Annotated in this window: 14 protein-coding genes; all 14 read right to left on the reverse strand. The window is 37.0% G+C overall.

Annotated elements, in window-relative coordinates:
- Positions 1–18: 18 nt before the first annotated feature.
- The 14 genes from ftsZ to bshC all read right to left on the reverse strand — a co-directional run bounded on the left by ftsZ (position 19) and on the right by bshC (position 18632).
- A complete protein-coding gene (ftsZ, locus tag MHB74_RS19110) occupies positions 19–1173 on the reverse strand; it encodes a cell division protein FtsZ (RefSeq protein WP_000888981.1) in 1155 nt (384 codons plus the stop codon).
- Between the two features lie 39 nt (positions 1174–1212).
- Positions 1213–2520: a cell division protein FtsA gene (gene ftsA, locus MHB74_RS19115; RefSeq protein ID WP_001087544.1), complete on the reverse strand. Its 1308-nt coding sequence runs from the start codon at positions 2518–2520 to the stop codon at positions 1213–1215.
- Positions 2521–2920: 400 nt separating this feature from the next.
- A complete protein-coding gene (divIB, locus tag MHB74_RS19120; RefSeq protein WP_000798232.1) occupies positions 2921–3691 on the reverse strand; it encodes a cell division protein DivIB in 771 nt (256 codons plus the stop codon).
- 98 nt (positions 3692–3789) lie between these two features.
- Positions 3790–4695, reverse strand: a complete 906-nt coding sequence (gene murB, locus MHB74_RS19125) for a UDP-N-acetylmuramate dehydrogenase (RefSeq protein WP_061678245.1) — start codon at positions 4693–4695, stop codon at positions 3790–3792.
- 61 nt (positions 4696–4756) lie between these two features.
- Complete coding sequence (gene murG / locus MHB74_RS19130) at positions 4757–5851, reverse strand: undecaprenyldiphospho-muramoylpentapeptide beta-N-acetylglucosaminyltransferase (protein ID WP_061678246.1); 1095 nt, start codon at positions 5849–5851, stop codon at positions 4757–4759.
- A gap of 104 nt (positions 5852–5955) precedes the next feature.
- Positions 5956–7047, reverse strand: coding sequence for a stage V sporulation protein E (spoVE, locus tag MHB74_RS19135; protein WP_000753515.1), 1092 nt, complete (start codon positions 7045–7047; stop codon positions 5956–5958).
- An 89-nt stretch (positions 7048–7136) separates the two neighbouring features.
- Positions 7137–8489 (reverse strand): UDP-N-acetylmuramoyl-L-alanine--D-glutamate ligase, encoded by a 1353-nt coding sequence (gene murD / locus MHB74_RS19140; protein WP_061678247.1) that lies wholly within the window; start codon positions 8487–8489, stop codon positions 7137–7139.
- Positions 8490–9464, reverse strand: coding sequence for a phospho-N-acetylmuramoyl-pentapeptide-transferase (gene mraY / locus MHB74_RS19145; protein WP_000893058.1), 975 nt, complete (start codon positions 9462–9464; stop codon positions 8490–8492). It abuts the gene before it with no gap.
- Between the two features lie 22 nt (positions 9465–9486).
- Positions 9487–10962, reverse strand: a complete 1476-nt coding sequence (gene murE / locus MHB74_RS19150) for a UDP-N-acetylmuramoyl-L-alanyl-D-glutamate--2,6-diaminopimelate ligase (protein WP_061678248.1) — start codon at positions 10960–10962, stop codon at positions 9487–9489.
- A 207-nt stretch (positions 10963–11169) separates the two neighbouring features.
- On the reverse strand, positions 11170–13086 hold the full coding sequence (locus MHB74_RS19155; protein ID WP_061678249.1) for a stage V sporulation protein D: 1917 nt from the start codon (positions 13084–13086) through the stop codon (positions 11170–11172).
- A gap of 81 nt (positions 13087–13167) precedes the next feature.
- Entirely contained in the window at positions 13168–15315 is a 2148-nt protein-coding gene (locus MHB74_RS19160; protein WP_081110249.1) for a penicillin-binding protein, read from the reverse strand.
- Between the two features lie 21 nt (positions 15316–15336).
- Entirely contained in the window at positions 15337–15699 is a 363-nt protein-coding gene (gene ftsL / locus MHB74_RS19165; RefSeq protein ID WP_000067081.1) for a cell division protein FtsL, read from the reverse strand.
- Between the two features lie 15 nt (positions 15700–15714).
- The gene (gene rsmH, locus MHB74_RS19170) at positions 15715–16647 is read right to left on the reverse strand and encodes a 16S rRNA (cytosine(1402)-N(4))-methyltransferase RsmH (protein WP_061678251.1); all 933 of its coding nucleotides are present in this window, start codon (positions 16645–16647) and stop codon (positions 15715–15717) included.
- A 368-nt stretch (positions 16648–17015) separates the two neighbouring features.
- The gene (gene bshC, locus MHB74_RS19175; protein ID WP_061678252.1) at positions 17016–18632 is read right to left on the reverse strand and encodes a bacillithiol biosynthesis cysteine-adding enzyme BshC; all 1617 of its coding nucleotides are present in this window, start codon (positions 18630–18632) and stop codon (positions 17016–17018) included.
- Positions 18633–18674: the final 42 nt, after the last annotated feature.

Raw genomic sequence — 18674 nt, forward strand, 5'->3', positions numbered from 1 at the left:
ATGAAAGCTCCTTTTCTTTTATCGTCTACGACGGTTACGTAAGAATGCTGGAATATCGATGTCATCTGAATCTGTATGACGCTCATGCACAACCGGCTCTTCACGTTTCATTTCACGCTTAACTTCACGTTGTTTTGAAGGTTGAGCTACTTGCTGTTGCTGTTGTTGCGTGTGATTCGCAGTCGGACGGATAATTGGTTTTGGTGGCTGCGTCGCAGCACTATCATCAAAACCAGTTGCAATTACAGTTACAACGATATCATCTTTTAATCCTTCATTAATAACAGAACCGAAGATCATATTTACTTCTGGATCTGAAGCTGAAGCTACAATGTCTGCCGCTTCTTGTACTTCATATAAGCTTAAGTTAGCTCCACCCGTAATATTCATGATAACACCTTGAGCTCCATCAATAGATGTTTCTAATAATGGACTAGAAATCGCTTTTTTCGCAGCTTCAGCAGCACGATTTTCTCCATTACCAGAACCAATACCCATTAAAGCAGAACCTCTATTAGACATAATTGTCTTTACGTCTGCGAAGTCTAAGTTAATTAAACCTGGTGTTGCAATTAAATCAGAAATACCTTGAACACCTTGACGTAATACGTTATCTGCTTCACGGAATGCTTCTAACATCGGCGTATTTTTATCAACAATCTCTAATAAGCGATCATTTGGAATTACAATAAGTGTATCTACATTTTCTTTAAATGCCGCAATACCAGATGCTGCTTGTGTTGCACGCTTGCGTCCTTCAAATGTAAATGGACGTGTTACAACACCAACTGTTAATGCACCTAATTCTTTTGCAACTTGGGCAACAACTGGAGCTGCACCAGTTCCAGTTCCGCCGCCCATACCAGCAGTTACGAAGACCATATCTGCACCACGAAGTGCTTCTTGGATCTGTTCTTTACTTTCTTCTGCAGCTTTTTTCCCTACTTCAGGGTTTGCACCTGCACCAAGTCCACGTGTTAATTTTCCACCAATTTGCATTTTTGTTTCAGCTTTTGATAGATTTAATGCTTGTGCATCAGTATTCACAGCGATAAAGTCTACACCTTGTACACCGTGTTCAATCATACGGTTTACAGCATTGTTTCCGCCACCGCCGACACCGATAACTTTTATATTCGCTAATTGATCTTGAGTAGTATCAAACTCTAACATGTCGAAATCCCCCTAGAACCTCATTTTTCGTGTCCAATTTTAATCCCATAAATAACGGAATACACGTTTTACTTTTGACATCATACGGTCATCATTTTGATTATTATTGTTTTGATTACGAGTTTTTTGTTTCGCAGGTTGCTGTTGTACCGGCGTTGGTGCTGGTGCTGGTACTGGTTCAAAATGTTCTTGCTTTTCCTGCACATTTTTTCCACGTAATTTAGCTTTTTGATAAGAATGTTTAATTAATCCTACTCCACTTGTATATTGGGGCTCACGCACACCAATATAATCAGGAGTCGCTATACGAACATTTTCATGTAAAATATCATATGCAAGATCAAGAACACCAGGCATAGAAGCAATTCCACCAGTTAGTACATAACCAGAAGCTACTTGCTTTACTCCTAACTTACGCACTTCATCTTGAACAAACATTAAAATTTCCTCTACACGAGCCTCTATTATATCCGATAATTCCAACTGAGAATATTGTTCTGTTTGATCGCTTCCCATAATAGGAACCGTAAACATCTCTTCTTCAGATGCTGTATCATAAAAAGCATGTCCATATTTCAACTTAATTTGATCTGCATTTTCTGTTGAAGTTTTCAACCCAATCGCAATATCCTTCGTTATATGGTCTCCACCTAACGGTAATACGCTCGTCGCTTGTAACTCTCCATCTTTAAAAATAGATAAAGTTGTAGATCCTCCCCCCATATCAACAAGGGCTACTCCTCTATGTTTTTCATCTGAAGATATAGCAACTGTTGCAGCCGCTAAAGGTTGAAGACAAATATCAACTATTTCAAGACCTGCTTTTTCTACACAACGAAGTAGGTTATGTAGTAAAGTTCTCGAGCCTGTTATAAGTGTACCTTCCATTTCTAATCTTACACCGATCATCCCGCGTGGATCGTTAATCTCGTCAAGACCGTCTACAATGAACTGTCGAGGTACCACATCAATAAACTCACGTTCTGGAGCAATTGACACAACTTGTGCTGCATCTAGAACGCGTAAGACATCTTCATTCCCGATTTCACGATCTTCATTTGAAACAGCGACTACTCCATGACAAGGAAGTAGCTGTACCTGGTTTGCATTGACACCTACTACAACTTGCTCAATGTGGATTCCCACCATGCGCTCAGCTTGTTCAATTGCTTTTTTAATTGATCGAACAGTCTCGTCTATATCAACTATCGATCCCTTCTTTAAACCATTTGATTTTACATTTCCAACACCAATAATGTTTAAGCTGTCATTAACCATTTCACCAATGATGACTTTAACATTGGATGTACCGATGTCAAGACTAACATATATTTCATTGCTGTTCATTCTTTGGCACCTCCTTCTTTATTTATACCATACAACTCAATATATGGAACAACAATCGCAACTTTACTATTTATAAGAAAAATATTCAACGTCTTTATACGTTTCCCTTTTTTAACCCTATATTTTTCTTATTTTTATTTAACATTCATTTAAGAATATCGCAGTAAACTGTGAATAACTGCTTATCTTGAAATAATTCTATTTCAAGTGTAAAGATTACCGCCAAGTATAAGTCTACACTAAGATGTACTCATAGAAAAGTGAAACTTGTACCAATCCTAGTATGAATCTAAGAATTTTTACATCTTTTTCATCAAATGAACCATTCTTGTAAATTCAGATGCATCAAGCAGAACATTCGTTTCGTTTTTTCTACCATGACGTAGTGAAAACTATCTTTCTATTCTTTTTTTTCTTCCGCTCCTAATTCTTTCGTATATGCCCCTACTTCTAAGTCAATTAATACCTTTTTACCCGGCTCAATTGTTTTTAGGATAAGCGGATAAGCTTCCATACGCTTTGCGAAATTTTGAATCGTAGTGCTCACTTCGTATCCTTCGTTCATATATAAAGTAAGATGATCTTCATTCGCATTCGTCGGTGAATAACGAATCTCAGAAATAGATCTTAAAATAGTTGGTGTTAATTTTTCAAGCTCAGCAATTAACTCCTTCATTTTCTCCTCTTTAAAAGGTTCAAAAATTGGCGCTGCAACAGGGAGTTTTCCGTTCGGAAGTACATCGAGTGTTTTCCCGTTCTCTAATAACGGTTGTAATTTCCCATCTTTGTTTATATAACCAATCGTTAAATATTCTTCAATATGAACATCAATTTTATTTGGAAAACGTTTTTTTACATTTACCGCTTTAATTTCTTTTCGTTTCGTTAGGTTTTCTTCTGCTTTATGTGCTGTCACTCGGAAATAACTTGTATCATACGTCACACCTGATTCTTTCATCACTTGTTCATCTGTCATATAATGATTTCCAAACACACTTATCTTTTTGATATTGCTTAGTGGAGACCGAAAGTAAATTAAAAAGAGCACTAATAAAAATAAAATTGATATGTATAAAATCAACCGATGATTAACATTTTTCTTGTTTTTCTTCTGTTGATTTTTTAACTTTGGTACACGATCCTGTAGTTTAATCACTTTACTATTTTTCATGTACGATCCCCCTACGTAACATAAAGAACGGCATGTTCCTCATGCCGTTCTTATCTTCTTATTATAACATAAATGATAATGAGCGGAACGAATAACCGTTATCTTCCAATGATTTCTACTTCTGTATGCATTTCTACGCCAAATTTATCCTTGATTGTTTGTTTTATGAATGCAATTAAAGATAAGACATCTTGCGCACTGGCTCCCCCAGTATTAATAATAAAATTCCCATGCATTTCAGAAATTTGAGCTCCGCCTATTTGATAACCACGAAGCCCCGCCTTTTCTATTAAGTTTCCTGCAAAGTATGGAATTGGGTTCCGAAATATACTTCCTGCACAAGGATGATTCCACGGCTGTGTTTCACGGCGGTAGTCTTTATTCTTTTGCATGACGCTTACGATTCCTTCACGCTCTCCTACCTGCAATTGAAACTCAGCTTCCAAAACAATACCAGGACGTTTCGTTTGCAATACAGAAGTACGATAGGAAAACCCCATTTCTTCATGCGTTAACCAATCAATTGTTCCGTTTTCAAACAAAATAAGAGCTTTTGATAATATGTTTGATATATCCGATTGATGTGCTCCTGCATTCATATACACTGCACCACCAACACTTCCTGGAATACCACTGGCAAATTCCAGACCGGATAACCCTTGACGACTAAGTAAAGTTGATAATTTAATAAGGGGATACCCACCACCAACTCTTACTCTATGTTTTTCGACTTCTAAGTGGTCTAATCCTTCTCCTAAACGAATAACGACACCTTCTATACCTAGATCAGATACAAGAAGGTTCGAACCGCGACCAATTACTGTCCACTTTGTTTTATATTTTTTTACTAACTGCAACGTTTTTTCAATACCGGCAACATGCTTTGGCACAATTAAAATATCAGCTGGTCCACCTATTTTCATAGTGGTATAACGCGCTAATGCTTCATTCACTAACACGCGACCAACATTTGCTTCTATAAGCTCATTTACTAATTGCTCCATAAACAATCTCCCCCATACTAATTATCCTTATTACAGTAGTATGCAGGGCGTTCACCTAACGTTATTTTTTTACAAGCTTATTCATTACTTCATACAGCTTATTTGCTGCATCTGGAATACCTAATTGTGCCGCAGCCAGCTTCATATTTTGTAATGTTTGTGCATCTAATAAAATTTCATCAATATCACGAATAAGCGTTTCTGCTGTTAAATCTTTTTCAAGTAACATTTTTGCTGCTCCTTTATCGACAACAGAACGCGCATTTTTTTCCTGATGGTTATTTGTTACGTAAGGACTCGGAATTAACACACTTGGCTTACCTAGCGCTGTTAATTCTGCAAGTGTTGTTGCCCCCGCTCTTGAAACAACAAGGTCTACACCTGTAAGTACCTCTGGCATATTATGAATGAAAGGTTTAATAATAACATTATTCGGATTCCCTTTTTGCTTCACAGCTTCCATCACTTTATCATAATGAACTTCACCGGTTACATACAATATTTCGTAACTTTTATTTCCAAACTGTTCAATTGCCTCAACGAAAGCATCGTTAATTGGTCTAGCCCCACGGCTTCCACCAAAAATAAGTACGGACTTTTTAGGAAGAGATAAACCTACGGAACGTTTTCCTTTCATTCCATTCTGATCCATTACTTCTGATGCTCGTGGATTTCCTGTCATTACCACTTTTGACTGTGGAAAATGTTCTGCAGCCGCTTCAAAACAAACTGCAACTTTATCAACATAGCGGCTTAAAAATTTATTCGTTACACCAGGTACACTATTTTGTTCATGTACAATAGTTGGAATACCTAATTTTGCCGCAGCATATACAACTGGTCCACATACATATCCACCCGTTCCAATCACAATATCCGGATTAAAACGACGAATATATCGTTTACTATCTTGTACACCCTTTAGGAAACGCATCACCGTTTTCACATTATCTAACGATATTTTACGCTTAAATCCACTTATAACAATAGATTGAAACGGTATACCTGCTTTTGGAACGATTGTGCTCTCTAATCCACTCTCCGTACCAATATATAAAAACCTTGCTTCCGGATTTAATTTTTTTATTTCTCTTATTAAAGCAAGAGCCGGATAAATATGACCTCCAGTGCCCCCACCACTTACTAATACACGCACTACTAACTCCTCCGCTTCTCTTTTCTGATTTCAGTCGTATTTATTTCTATATACATCATGTTTCTTCTTGCACATACGAAAAACCCTGTCTTATAAAACAGGGTTTAGTAGCGAGAATGGCGACTTATATTTAATAATACACCTACTGCCATTAACATTAATGTCAAACTTGATCCACCATAACTTAAAAACGGCAAAGTAATACCCGTAACAGGCATCAATCCTGTTACAACACCAACATTAATCATTACTTGAATCGCAATCATCGCCACAATACCTACTGCTAAAAACGTACCATATAAATCTGGCGCTCCTAAAGCTATACGAATCCCACGCCATAATAACAGACTAAATAATAATAACACAAATGAACCACCAATAAAACCTAATTCCTCAGATAAGATTGCAAATATAAAGTCTGTTTGTGGTTCAGGTAAATAAAGAAACTTTTGTCTACTTTGTCCAAGTCCGAGCCCGAATAATCCACCAGGTCCAATTGCGAGTAACGATTGAATAATTTGAAATCCACTTCCAAGCGGATCTGACCACGGATCTAAATATGATGTAATACGTTTCATCCGATACGGTGCTGATGCAATTAGCCCTACAAATCCTGCTACACCAAGCAAACCAAACATTGCAAAGTGAAAGACCCTTGCTCCCGAGACAAATATCATGATGATACATGTCCCAACCATTACCGTTCCTGTCCCAAGATCTGGCTGTAACATAATCATTCCAAAAGCAAGAAATACAAAACCTAGTGCTGGTAGTAAGCCACGTTTAAAAGAGGTAATTAATTTTTGTCGTTCCGCTAAAAACTTCGCTAAAAAAATAATCATCGCAAACTTCATAAATTCTGACGGTTGAATGGAAAATGCCCCGATTCCAATCCAACTTCGCGCTCCTCCTCGAACAAGTCCTACTCCAGGAATAAGAACAAGAATAAGAAGAATGAAGCAAACTAGCAAAATTACTTTTGAATACGTACGCCACACCCAATAATCAATCTTCATAATAAAAAACATAGCCACTACACCTAGACTTGCAAATAGTAATTGCCTTTTTGCAAAAAAGAATGAATCCCCCATTTTATAAGAGGCCCAAACCGCACTCGCACTATACACCATAATCATTCCGATTGTTAACAACGCAAGTGTAACGATGATGAGAATAAAATCAGGCGTTTTCTTCATTACCCATAAACACCACCTCTTTAGGCAGAAACTTTTGCCTATGTAACAAAACATCAGTAGGTGTTAGCCTACTGATGTTTTGATTTACTTTATATAAGTTTATGCACAGCTTGTATAAAAATGTCTCCTCTTTCTTCAAATGTTTTAAATTGATCCCAGCTTGCACATGCTGGAGAAAGAAGGATTACATCGCCATCTGTAGAATGAGCATAAGCTTTCACTACAGCTTCATCTAAAGTATCGACACTTTCAATTGTATCTAATCCCGCTTTTTCTGCAGCTCTTACTAATTTTGGAGCTGTTTGTCCAAATGTCACAATTGCTTTTACATTTTTGAAATACGGAATTAAATCATCGAATTCATTTCCACGATCAAGCCCACCTGCTAATAACACAATCGGTTGTGTAAACGCAGATAAAGCTTTCTCAGTCGCTAACATATTCGTTGCTTTTGAGTCATTATAAACCTTACGATTGTTAATAGTTGTTACATATTCTAAACGATGTTTTACACCTGTAAAACGTTTTAACACCGCCGTAATCGCTTCATTAGAAACACCCAATAATTTTGCGATACTCATCGCTGCTAAAATATTTTCTAAATTATGTTGACCAGGTAAAACGATATCGCCTACTTCAACAACTTTTTCACCTTTAAAATAAAGAGCATTCTCTTTTATACACGCACCATCTTCAATTTCTTTCGTTGTCGAGAATAGTACTTTTTGCCCTTTACTATAAGCAGATAAAGCCATCACATCTGCATCATCTGCATTTATTACACTATAATCATTTTCTGTTTGGTTTTTAAAGATATTTGCTTTTGCTAAACCATATTCCTTCTTCGTCCCGTGATAATCTAAGTGGGCCTCAAATAAATTTAAAAACGCAGCAATTTTAGGTTGGAACAATTCTACTCCCATCAATTGGAAAGATGAAAGTTCTGTAACTACAACTTCATTTTCTTTTGCATCCTGTGCTACTTCACACGCTACAGTTCCAATGTTCCCTGCAATTACAGGATGCTTTTGTCCTTCTTTTAGCATTTCAAATGTAAGCATTGTCGTCGTCGTTTTACCGTTAGACCCCGTAATCCCAACAAATGGAGCTTCTGAAATACGATATGCTAATTCCACTTCCGTAACAATCGGAATTTGCTTTTCTTTCGCAGCTACTAATATTGGATTAGAATACGGGATTCCTGGATTTTTTACTACAAGAGAAATATTTCTCTCTAACAATTCTAAAGGATGACCACCGCATACAACGTCCATTCCTTTTGCTTGTAATTCTGCAGCAAGTACATTATCCGCTAAAGGCTTTCCGTCATTTACAATAACATTTGCCCCTAATTTTTGTAACAGCGTCGCTGCTGCATAACCACTTTTTGCAATGCCTAATACAAGAATATTTTTATTTTGAAATTCAGTTACAGTTTTCAATTACATCCACACCCCGATATAAATTCCTAACACAGCTAATAAAAATCCTACAGACCAAAACGTCACAACAACACGCCACTCTGACCAACCACATAATTCATAATGATGGTGTAATGGACTCATTTTAAAGACACGTTTTCCTGTTGTTTTAAAAGAAATGACCTGAATAATAACAGATAAAGTTTCCATTACGAATACTCCACCAATGATTACAAGTAGTAATTCTTGTTTTAATAAAATCGCTACAGCTGCAATGGCTCCACCTAAAGCTAAAGAACCTGTATCTCCCATAAACACTTTCGCTGGATTTGCATTGAATACTAAAAATCCAAGTACAGCTCCTACAACTGCCATACAGAATATAGCTACTCCAAATTGCTCTTGTGCGACTGCAATAATACTAAACGCTCCAAATGCAATAGCAGCTGTTCCTGATAATAAACCATCTAAACCGTCAGTTAAGTTAACTGCATTTGATCCACCAATAAGCATAAATAATACAAGTACAAAATACGCCCAACCTAGTTCAAACTTAACGTCTGTTCCCGGAATCATGATGTATGTGTGGAACGCTTGCCCTTTTCCAATTAAAAAGAACGCAATAGCAATAACAAGCTGACCTACTAGTTTTTGTTTTGATGTTAAACCAAGATTTCTCTTCTTAACTACCTTTATGTAGTCATCTAAAAATCCAATTAATCCGTAGCCAAAAGTCACTAATAATAATAACGAAACCTCTGCACCTAAATGATTAAATTTAATTGCCATAATAAGTGAAGTTACCATCATAGATACGTATATGACAATACCACCCATTGTCGGTGTCCCTGATTTTTTTTGATGTGACTTTGGTCCCTCATCACGAATACTCTGTCCGAACTTTAATTTCCTTAAAAATGGAATAAACAATGGCGAAAGGGCAACAGAAATTAAGAATGCTACCCCAGCCGTTACTAATAAACCTTGCTCAAGCACATGTAGTCCTCCTCTCACGTTGTTACTCTTCGTTGTTTAAACGCTCTGTAATTGCTTCTTTAGCGACTTCACGATCGTCAAAATGATGAACATCTTTACCAATAATTTGATACGTTTCATGACCCTTACCAGCAATAATGATGATATCTTCAGCTTTCGCGTTAGCAATTGCATGGTATATCGCTTCTTTTCTATCAATAATTACTTCATAATTATTCCCATTTGCACCCTGCACCATATCATCTAAAATAGCCCCCGGCTCTTCACTTCTTGGGTTATCTGAAGTGTAAATTGCGTGAGTTGCATATTTTGTTGCAACACTTGCCATGATTGGTCTTTTTGTTCGATCTCTATCTCCGCCACAACCGACGATACAATATACATCGCCTTTTGCAAACTGTTTTGCTGTTTTTAATACATTCTCTAAGCTATCTGGTGTATGTGCATAATCAACAATAACTGTATAATTTTGTCCACCATCAACTACTTCAAAACGTCCCGGAACTCCAGCTAGTTGCTTGATTACATCAATAACCGTTTCTAAACTTACACCAGAAACAAGTCCTGCCGCTGTTGCCGCTAATACGTTATATACATTAAATTTCCCAATCAATTTCATCGTAACATTTACACTTTCATACGGTGTGACAAGCGTAAATGTAGTTCCACCACTCGTCATAACGATATCTTTGGCCATAATATCACTTGTTGTATCAATTCCATACGTTACAACAGTCGCCGCAGTACTTCTCATATATTCCGGAGTTACAGCATCATCGTTATTCAGTACCGCGTACTTTTCACGATTATGATTATAACTATTGCCAAGTTGTGCAAATAGCAACCCTTTTGCATGTTTATATTCTTCCATCGTTTTATGATAGTCTAAATGATCTTGTGTTAAATTTGTAAACACTGCTACATCGTAATCACATCCGTGTACACGACCAAGATCTAAAGCATGTGACGAAACTTCCATTACTGTACTATCTACACCGTGCTCAACCATTTTTGAAAATGTCTGTTGAAGTGTTAGTGCATCTGGTGTTGTATTTTTCACCTCAAATGTTTCATCACCGATTTTCATATTAATCGTTCCAATTAACCCCGTTTTATGACCATGTGCGCGCATAATCTCATCCATAATATGCGATGTTGTTGTCTTTCCATTTGTACCTGTAATTCCGATTAAATGTAACTTGTGTGTTGGTTGACCATAAAAATAATCAGCTAAAATCGCTAACGAACGAAAAGTGTTTTTCACAAGTACAACTGGAACGTCAACATCAATTGGTCTTTCCGCAACAATAGCAGCCGCTCCTTGTGCCGCTGCTTGCTTAGCAAAATCATGGCTATCAACCGTATATCCTTTCATACATATAAATAAGCTTCCCTCTTTCACTTTACGTGAATCAGCTTCTATAGATGTGATTTCTGGATTTTCTTTTGGAACAACTGGAAAATCATGCAAACATGATACAAGTGTATGCAACTTCATTTCACTAAACCCTCTCTACATTGTGTATTTATCTCTTTTTTAATAAGCAACACGTTACCTCCTAAATATGTAAAATAGGAGGTAAGTGCTACTGTGTCTAATAAATAGACTTATTTATAATTGAAACTCTTACGGTCTCAAATTAAGTAACTCTTCTATAAAGAACTCACTTCCACCAATTGTACCATAAAACGTACTAGGTTACCTTTAATTCCCGAAGTAAATTCTAATTTTTGAGCCCTCTTTTACTTTAGCTCCTGCTTCTGGGGATTGTTTAATAACTTTATCTCCGTCTCCGCTTATATCAAGCTTCAAATCGACGAGTTGCGTCTGTAAATCTTTCTTTTTCATACCAATTAAATTCGGAACTTCCACCGTTGGTATATCGCCCCATTTATATTCTCTCTCAACTTGTTCTGTTCTCGGTTTCACGCCCATAACAGGAAGTGCATCACGAAGAATGTTCCCAACAATTGGCGCTGCTACCACTCCACCAAATTGCGTTACACCTTTCGGATTATCAACAGCAACATAAACAACAATTTCCGGATCGTCCGCTGGAGCAAAGCCGATAAAAGATACTATATAATTATTCTCTAAATATTTACCATCTTTCACTTTTTGAGCCGTACCTGTTTTTCCACCTACACGATAGCCATCAATGAAAGCACCTTTACCAGATCCCTTTGCTACAACATTCTCTAATGCATACCGAACTTTTTCTGAAGTTTCCTTGGAAATAACTTTTCTTTTTTCCACAGGTGTCTTTTTGCTTACAACTTGATTGTTCTTCGGATCAATAAATTCCTTAGCTATATACGGTTGATACAATGTTCCACCATTCACAGCCGCTGCTACTGCCGCTACTTGTTGAATTGGCGTAACAGAAACACCTTGACCGAATGAAGTTGTCGCTTGCTCGACTGGACCGACTTTATCTAAATTAAATAAAATCCCACTACCTTCACCTTGCAAATCAATTCCGGTTTTCTGTCCAAAGCCGAAATTACGAATATATTTAAACAATCGGTCTTTACCAAGACGATCACCAAGTTCAATAAATCCTGGGTTACATGAGTTTTGAACTACTTCTAAAAACGTTTGGCTACCATGGCCTCCTGCTTTCCAGCATTTCAATCTAGCTCCACCCACTTCAGCTGCTCCATCATCATAAAACGTATCTTTCTCTAAGTCTACTAAATTTTCATTCAAGGCTGCTGCTAACGTAATGATCTTAAATGTTGAACCAGGCTCATACGTACTCCATACTGGTAAATTTCTATTATACACTTCTGGAGAAACACTTTGAAAATCTGCTGGATCAAAGCTCGGCCGACTCGACATACCTAAAATTTCACCATTTTTCGGATTCATTGCAATCGCAATCATACCATCTGGATTATATGTCGACTCTGCAATATTCATTTCTCTTTCCATAATTCTATTAATACGTGCATCAATTGTTAAACCTAAATTCAAACCAGCTTCTGGTTTTTTGAAATCATCACCAACATTAGGCATCCTTTGTCCTTTTGCATCTGCAAAAAAACGCACATGACCGTCATCACCATTTAACTCTTTATCATAATATTTTTCTAGTCCCATAAGACCTTGGTTATCACTACCTGCAAATCCTAATACGTGTGATAAAAAGTTGCCAAATGGATAGTACCGGATCGAGTCCTCTGCGATATAAACACCTTTCAAACTTAATCCTCGTACCTCTTTCGCTTTATCATGCGATATTTTCCTTCCGCCTTTATCTAACCTTACAATTGATTCTTTTTTTGTAATTCTTTTATAAATCTCATCTTTTTCCACACCTAATACTGCAGCTAACTTCTCTGCAGTCTCTGCTGGTTTTTCAATTTGCCTCGGTACAACAAAGACAGTTGGGGCACTTTTATTCGTAGCAAGTTCCACACCATTTCGGTCTAAAATTTTCCCACGTTCAGGTTCAAAAGTAATATTACGACTCCATGAATCCTTCGCACGATCTGTTAACATATTGCCAAGAAAAAATTGCACATACCCAAGACGAATATCGATGATAGTGAAAATAAGTATACCTGATATGAGTATAAAAATAAGTCGTTTTCTAACCGTTACATTTGATACACGCATATTGGAACAAGCCTCCCTTACGCCTAGCTTGTTCCAATATATGCTTGTACTTATGTAATTAGAACTTCTTCTCTTTTACCATTACGGCTTTTCCGCTTCTTGTTGTGGTTCAAGTGGCGGTACAAGTGTTACACCTAACTCTGTACCAGGTTGCAACAATGTTCCTTCTGCCACACTTTGTTCAGTTACGTATCCTGTACCAGTAGGTTTTAGGTTAAGCTTTAATGTTTTCGCTAAATTCATAACATCACGCAGTGCCCAGCCTTGTATATTTGGCATTGTAGGTTTATCTCCTACTAAGAAGACTCGGTCACCCTTCAATGTTTGCTCAGTCGCTTTCGGCACTTGCTGCTGCACTTTCCCTTCACCTAATACGATTGGACGAAGTTTTGCTTTATCAATAGCTTTTTTCGCTTCTTCCATCGTTTTTCCGGTTACATCTGGAACAGCAGTTTGTTGTTCCTTCACATATTTCTTCGGATCTTTTACTTCATTAGGCTTAATCTTTAAATACTCTAAACTATTCTTCGTTACATATTTAAAAATATCAGCTAAAGGTTGTGCGCCACTCTCATCATCTTTTAATTTCGGTTGTTTAACAGCTACATATACAACAAGTTGCGGATCATCCATAGGTGCCATACCTAAGAACGAGAATATATAATTCTCTCTTCCTGTCATATAGCCACCTTTTCCATCCGGAATTTGCGCTGTTCCCGTTTTACCACCAACTGAATAACCATCGACTTTATAAGCAGTTCCTGTTCCTTTCGGCGATGTAACAACGCGTTCTAATAACTGTCTTACTTGCGCTGCTGTTTCTTTTGTAACAGGTTTTCCCACTTCTTCTGGCTTATGTTCTAATTTCACTTCGCCTGTTATTGGATTTACAATTTTATCAACCGTATAAGGTTTCATCATTTTTCCATCATTTGCAATAGCAGTTGCAGCTTGCACAAGCTGAATTGGCGTTACAGTAGAACCTTGTCCAAATGCTGTTGTTACTTGCTGTATTTGCTGATCGAATATAATTGTATTTGAACCTTCACCAGGTAAATCAATGTTTGTTTTTTCATCTAATCCAAAGCTATGAATATACTTTCGGAAACGTTCTGGACCAAGTTTTTGATCCCCTAAAATCGCAAACGCTACGTTTGAAGAGCGCTCTACCCCTTCATCAAATGTGATAGAACCCCATCCAGCGCCGCCGTTATGATCTTTAATTTTTCGGTTTCCGACTTGATATGTACCAGACTGATAATAATCTTGTCCTTTATACACACCTTCATTAATAGCTGCTGCTAACGTGAATATTTTCATTGTTGATCCAGGTTCAAATGCATTTGCAATTGCGTCATTATAAAAGTACTTATTATTCTCTTGGTTCGGATCATAACTAGGCTTACTAGACATCCCTAGTATTTTCCCTGTTTTTGGATCCGCAACAATCCCTATTAAACTTTCTGGTTCATAATGTTTACTCGCTTCTTTCATTGCGTCTTCTAAATAACTTTGAATACGCTGGTCAAGCGTTAAATATACATTTTCTCCATTTTTAGGTGCCTTTACATTCACTTTTCCGCCGTCAAGAGATACGCCTCTACGATCGCCTGTATAAGCTACTTCTCCGTTAGAAGCTCCTAAATACTTATCCAAACTCTTTTCTAAACCAAATTGTCCTATAGCAATCCCCTTATCATCAGGTCTCGCATGACCTACGACATAAGATGCGAAATCACCGTTTGGATATACTCTGGCATTTTCAGTAATAAAAGTTATACCTGGCAATTTTAATGCTTCTATTTGATCTTTCTGTTCTTTCGTCAAGCCCTTACCTAATTTGCCGAATTCCACTTGACTTTTATCTTTATTTAACGCAGCTAAAATATCCTCTTCGCCTTTTCCAAGTACTCCTGCAATTTTCTTTGCAGTGTCCTCTTTATTCTCAACCGGCTTCGCACCTTTTAATTCCGCTACAAGTTTATAAGAGTTTGCATCTTGCGCTAATACATGACCATTTTGGTCATAAATCGTTCCTCGATTTGCTTCGAGAACTCCTGCTTTACTATGTTTTTGCTGAGCGAGTTTATCCAAATCCTGATTATGCACTGTTCCTGTTGCTTGTATGTAAAAAAATCGGGCTAATAATAGCAAAAAGAGCAGGAGGAATAAAATCATAAAGTACCCTGCTCCCTTATTGGTATGAAATTTAGTCATATTTCTCTTCATTTTCCCTTCACACCTATTGCCTTATTTGAGGCCCTTCACATTATTCGCATTAATTTCTAGCCCGTGTTTTTTTGCAACTTCAGCGATTCGTTCATAGCGACTTAACTTCTCTACTTCAGCCTGTAACTCTTGATTCTCTTTTTGCTGCTGCACAATCTTTTGTTCTATCGTCGCTGCTTCTACATTAACTTGATAAAGGCCTGCTTTATTTCCAATAAACGCTACACAGGCATACAATAAAAAGCCAATAAATGCTACATACAACAGTTTTTCGATTCTTGTAATCTTCGCTTTAGCTTTTGGCTGAACCATTTGCTGTGGGGGCGTTTGAATCTGTACCTCTTCTTGCGCTTGTTGTTTGTACTTTACAGCTAAGTTACTCATACCTCTCTCCCCTTTTTATCGTTTTTCAGCGATTCTCAATTTCGCAGAACGCGCTCGATTATTTTCTTCTAACTCTATATCAGAAGGTAAAATCGGTTTTCTTGTAATAAGCTTTAATTTCGGCTTAAATTCGTCAGGAATAATCGGTAATCCTGGTGGCAATTGTGGAGTTGTACTATTTCGCTTAAACGTCGTTTTACAAATACGGTCTTCTAAAGAATGGAATGTTATAACACTAACTCTTCCGCCTGGCTTGACCATCTCAATTGCAGATTCCAACGCTTCTTCAAATACTTTCAATTCATCATTTACGGCAATACGGATTGCTTGGAACACTCGCTTCGCAGGATGTCCACCCGTTCTACGAGCAGGAGCTGGGATACCCTCTTTAATTAGTTCTACTAATTCCGCTGTCGTTTCAATAGCTTTATTCTCACGGTATGCTTCAATTTTCCTAGCTATTTGTTTTGAAAATTTCTCTTCACCATACTGGAAGAAAATTCTTACAAGTTGCTCATATGACCAGCTATTTACAACATCATATGCTGTTAAGGGGGCATCTTGATCCATTCGCATATCTAACGGTGCATCATGATGATAACTAAAGCCACGCTCTGGTGTATCTAATTGCGGGGATGAAACACCTAAATCAAATAAAATACCGTCTACTTCTGTTATACCTAATTCCTGTAGTTTTTCAGATAAATAACGGAAATTACTTTTTACTGTTATGAACTGCTCACCGTATGAAGAAAACTTTTCTTTCGCATTTTGAATCGCTATCTCATCTTGATCAAACGCGATTAATTTTCCACCTTCAGTTAATTGGGATAATAAATAAGAACTATGTCCTCCTCCCCCCAGTGTACAATCTACATATGTACCACCTGGCTTTATATCTAAGCCGTCTACTGTTTCCTTTAAAAGCACTGTTACGTGTTTAAACATTGTTGCACCTACTCTTTTTTCAATTAATTATGTTGAATGCATCTCTTCCCCTAAACGCACATTTCACGATTAGAGAACGAAATACTATGAAAGAACGACTCATTTAACTTACCTACAAAGGCAGCATACTATACAAATCGCTATTTTCTTTTATTATATACTAAATTTTATCATCTTTTGCGGGAATTTAAATAAAAAACTGTCGAAAAAGATAATAATACGTTTACATTTTGTGCTATTTTGTCATATATTTAAGTATCCTGCATAATTACGATATCCATCGTTTTTAAATTAATAATTCAGAAAAATTTCACTTCACAGTAAATTCAACGGGACAAAAATAAAATCCTGCTCCTAAGAGCAAGATTCTATAGTTTTATAACATGATGTTTTCCATCCCAAGAAAACGGGTTTTCCATTACACGATCAACAAAATCCAAACCGAACTGATTTAAATAGTAACATACATTCCACACACGCTCTTGCGGCGCCCCTAATGGACGAAGCGCAAATTGTATGCGACGGAATTTATTTAACTGCACTTCATGTTTTTTCTCAACATTTCTTTTCAACATTCTTTCCAACAGTTCAATTTGTTCATTAATTTTGAATTCATTTTTCCCTGCAAACGTACTTAATCCAGGATCTATTTTCTTCACAAACTGTTGCAATGACGTATGGATATCAATGATTTCTTTTTTCGCCTCTACAAATCGATCATCTATCGGTTCCTCTATTTGATTAGATAACCAGTTTTCACGCAGCGTATCCACGTTATTTAAAAACGGATCACTGTCTTGCAATTGTAAATCGTGTAAATCTGTCGCAATATCCCTCTCTATATAAGTGATTGTAATACGCGGAACGACAGGTGGCATTCGGAAACCGATAGTATGGAAGACTTGTTGTAATTCACTCCAGTAAGCTAATTCCCCTGGCCCTCCAATAAACGCGAGCGTAGGAAATACATACTCTTGCATAAGAGGGCGCGTTACGACATTATTACTAAAGCGTTCCGGGCTTCTCTCCATCTCTTCCATCAATTCCTCATACGAAAAGGAATACGCTCCATCCTTCCCAACGAACTTTCCTTGATTATCTTCAAGTAACACTCGCTCGTTATCAATTTCCATGAATATATGCACTGCATTATACTTTGTTTCAATAATCGGTTTATATCCTAATTCTTTAATTACTTCCTGTTGGTTATGAAGCCCCTCTTGCACTTCTTTATACTTACCTATAATTCGCTTGAAAAACGGCACTTCTAATTTTCTTAATTCAGGATGATGCGAATCGACAAGAATTAAACCAGAATTCACGAACATTTTCATAATAAGATGGCCAAAGAAATCTACATACGTATTCGATTTCCCCAAAGAATCATCAATAAATTGCAATACATCCTTTGTAAAATTCGTTTCAGGGTATGTTTTGAAAATTTCTTCAATCCACTTTCTACAGTCTTCCAAAGAAAGCTCAGACTCTGAAGCACTCGCTTTTTTCGGATTACGATCATGAAAAATAGTCTTTTTTATTTTTTTATTCTTCGTTACAAAAGTATGATTAATTTCATCCATATCATGGTCTTCACCAGCAATCCAGAAAACAGGAACAACTTTAACACCTAAACTTTCTTCCTTTTCTCTGGCAAGCTGTAAAACTGAAATAATTTTATGAATTGTATAAAGTGGTCCAGTTAATAACCCAGCTTGTTGTCCAGCTATAACAACATATGTATTTTCATCTCCAAGCGCTTTTACATTTTGAATCGTAGCTTCTCCCGCTTGTAATTTTGTATTATATTCTAATAAATGCGCTACTAAATCTTGGCGGAAAAACTCCCTCTCACGCAAATCATGTACACGCTGCTTAAAAGCATCTTCTGTTAACATATAGTCAAAACACGACTGTATCTCTTTTTTACCGTTCATATAGTCCGCTACAACACCTTGTTGCGGAACAGAGATCTCTTTTATCTCCATATAATTCTTCCTTTCGTATCCTGTTCTCTCACCAATCCACAT

Source organism: Bacillus sp. FSL K6-0069, from assembly GCF_038007785.1.
Classification (GTDB): domain Bacteria; phylum Bacillota; class Bacilli; order Bacillales; family Bacillaceae_G; genus Bacillus_A; species Bacillus_A mobilis.

Coding starts and splice junctions, on each gene's coding strand:
- rsmH (WP_061678251.1), bottom strand. CDS start 16,647: ATGTTTAAACACGTAACAGTGCTTTTAAAGGAAACAGTAGACGGCTTA.
- ftsZ (WP_000888981.1), bottom strand. CDS start 1,173: ATGTTAGAGTTTGATACTACTCAAGATCAATTAGCGAATATAAAAGTT.
- MHB74_RS19155 (WP_061678249.1), bottom strand. CDS start 13,086: ATGCGTGTATCAAATGTAACGGTTAGAAAACGACTTATTTTTATACTC.
- spoVE (WP_000753515.1), bottom strand. CDS start 7,047: ATGAAGAAAACGCCTGATTTTATTCTCATCATCGTTACACTTGCGTTG.
- MHB74_RS19160 (WP_081110249.1), bottom strand. CDS start 15,315: ATGAAGAGAAATATGACTAAATTTCATACCAATAAGGGAGCAGGGTAC.
- bshC (WP_061678252.1), bottom strand. CDS start 18,632: ATGGAGATAAAAGAGATCTCTGTTCCGCAACAAGGTGTTGTAGCGGAC.
- ftsL (WP_000067081.1), bottom strand. CDS start 15,699: ATGAGTAACTTAGCTGTAAAGTACAAACAACAAGCGCAAGAAGAGGTA.
- ftsA (WP_001087544.1), bottom strand. CDS start 2,520: ATGAACAGCAATGAAATATATGTTAGTCTTGACATCGGTACATCCAAT.
- divIB (WP_000798232.1), bottom strand. CDS start 3,691: ATGAAAAATAGTAAAGTGATTAAACTACAGGATCGTGTACCAAAGTTA.
- murE (WP_061678248.1), bottom strand. CDS start 10,962: ATGAAGTTGCATACACTTGTATCATGTTTGCATGATTTTCCAGTTGTT.
- murB (WP_061678245.1), bottom strand. CDS start 4,695: ATGGAGCAATTAGTAAATGAGCTTATAGAAGCAAATGTTGGTCGCGTG.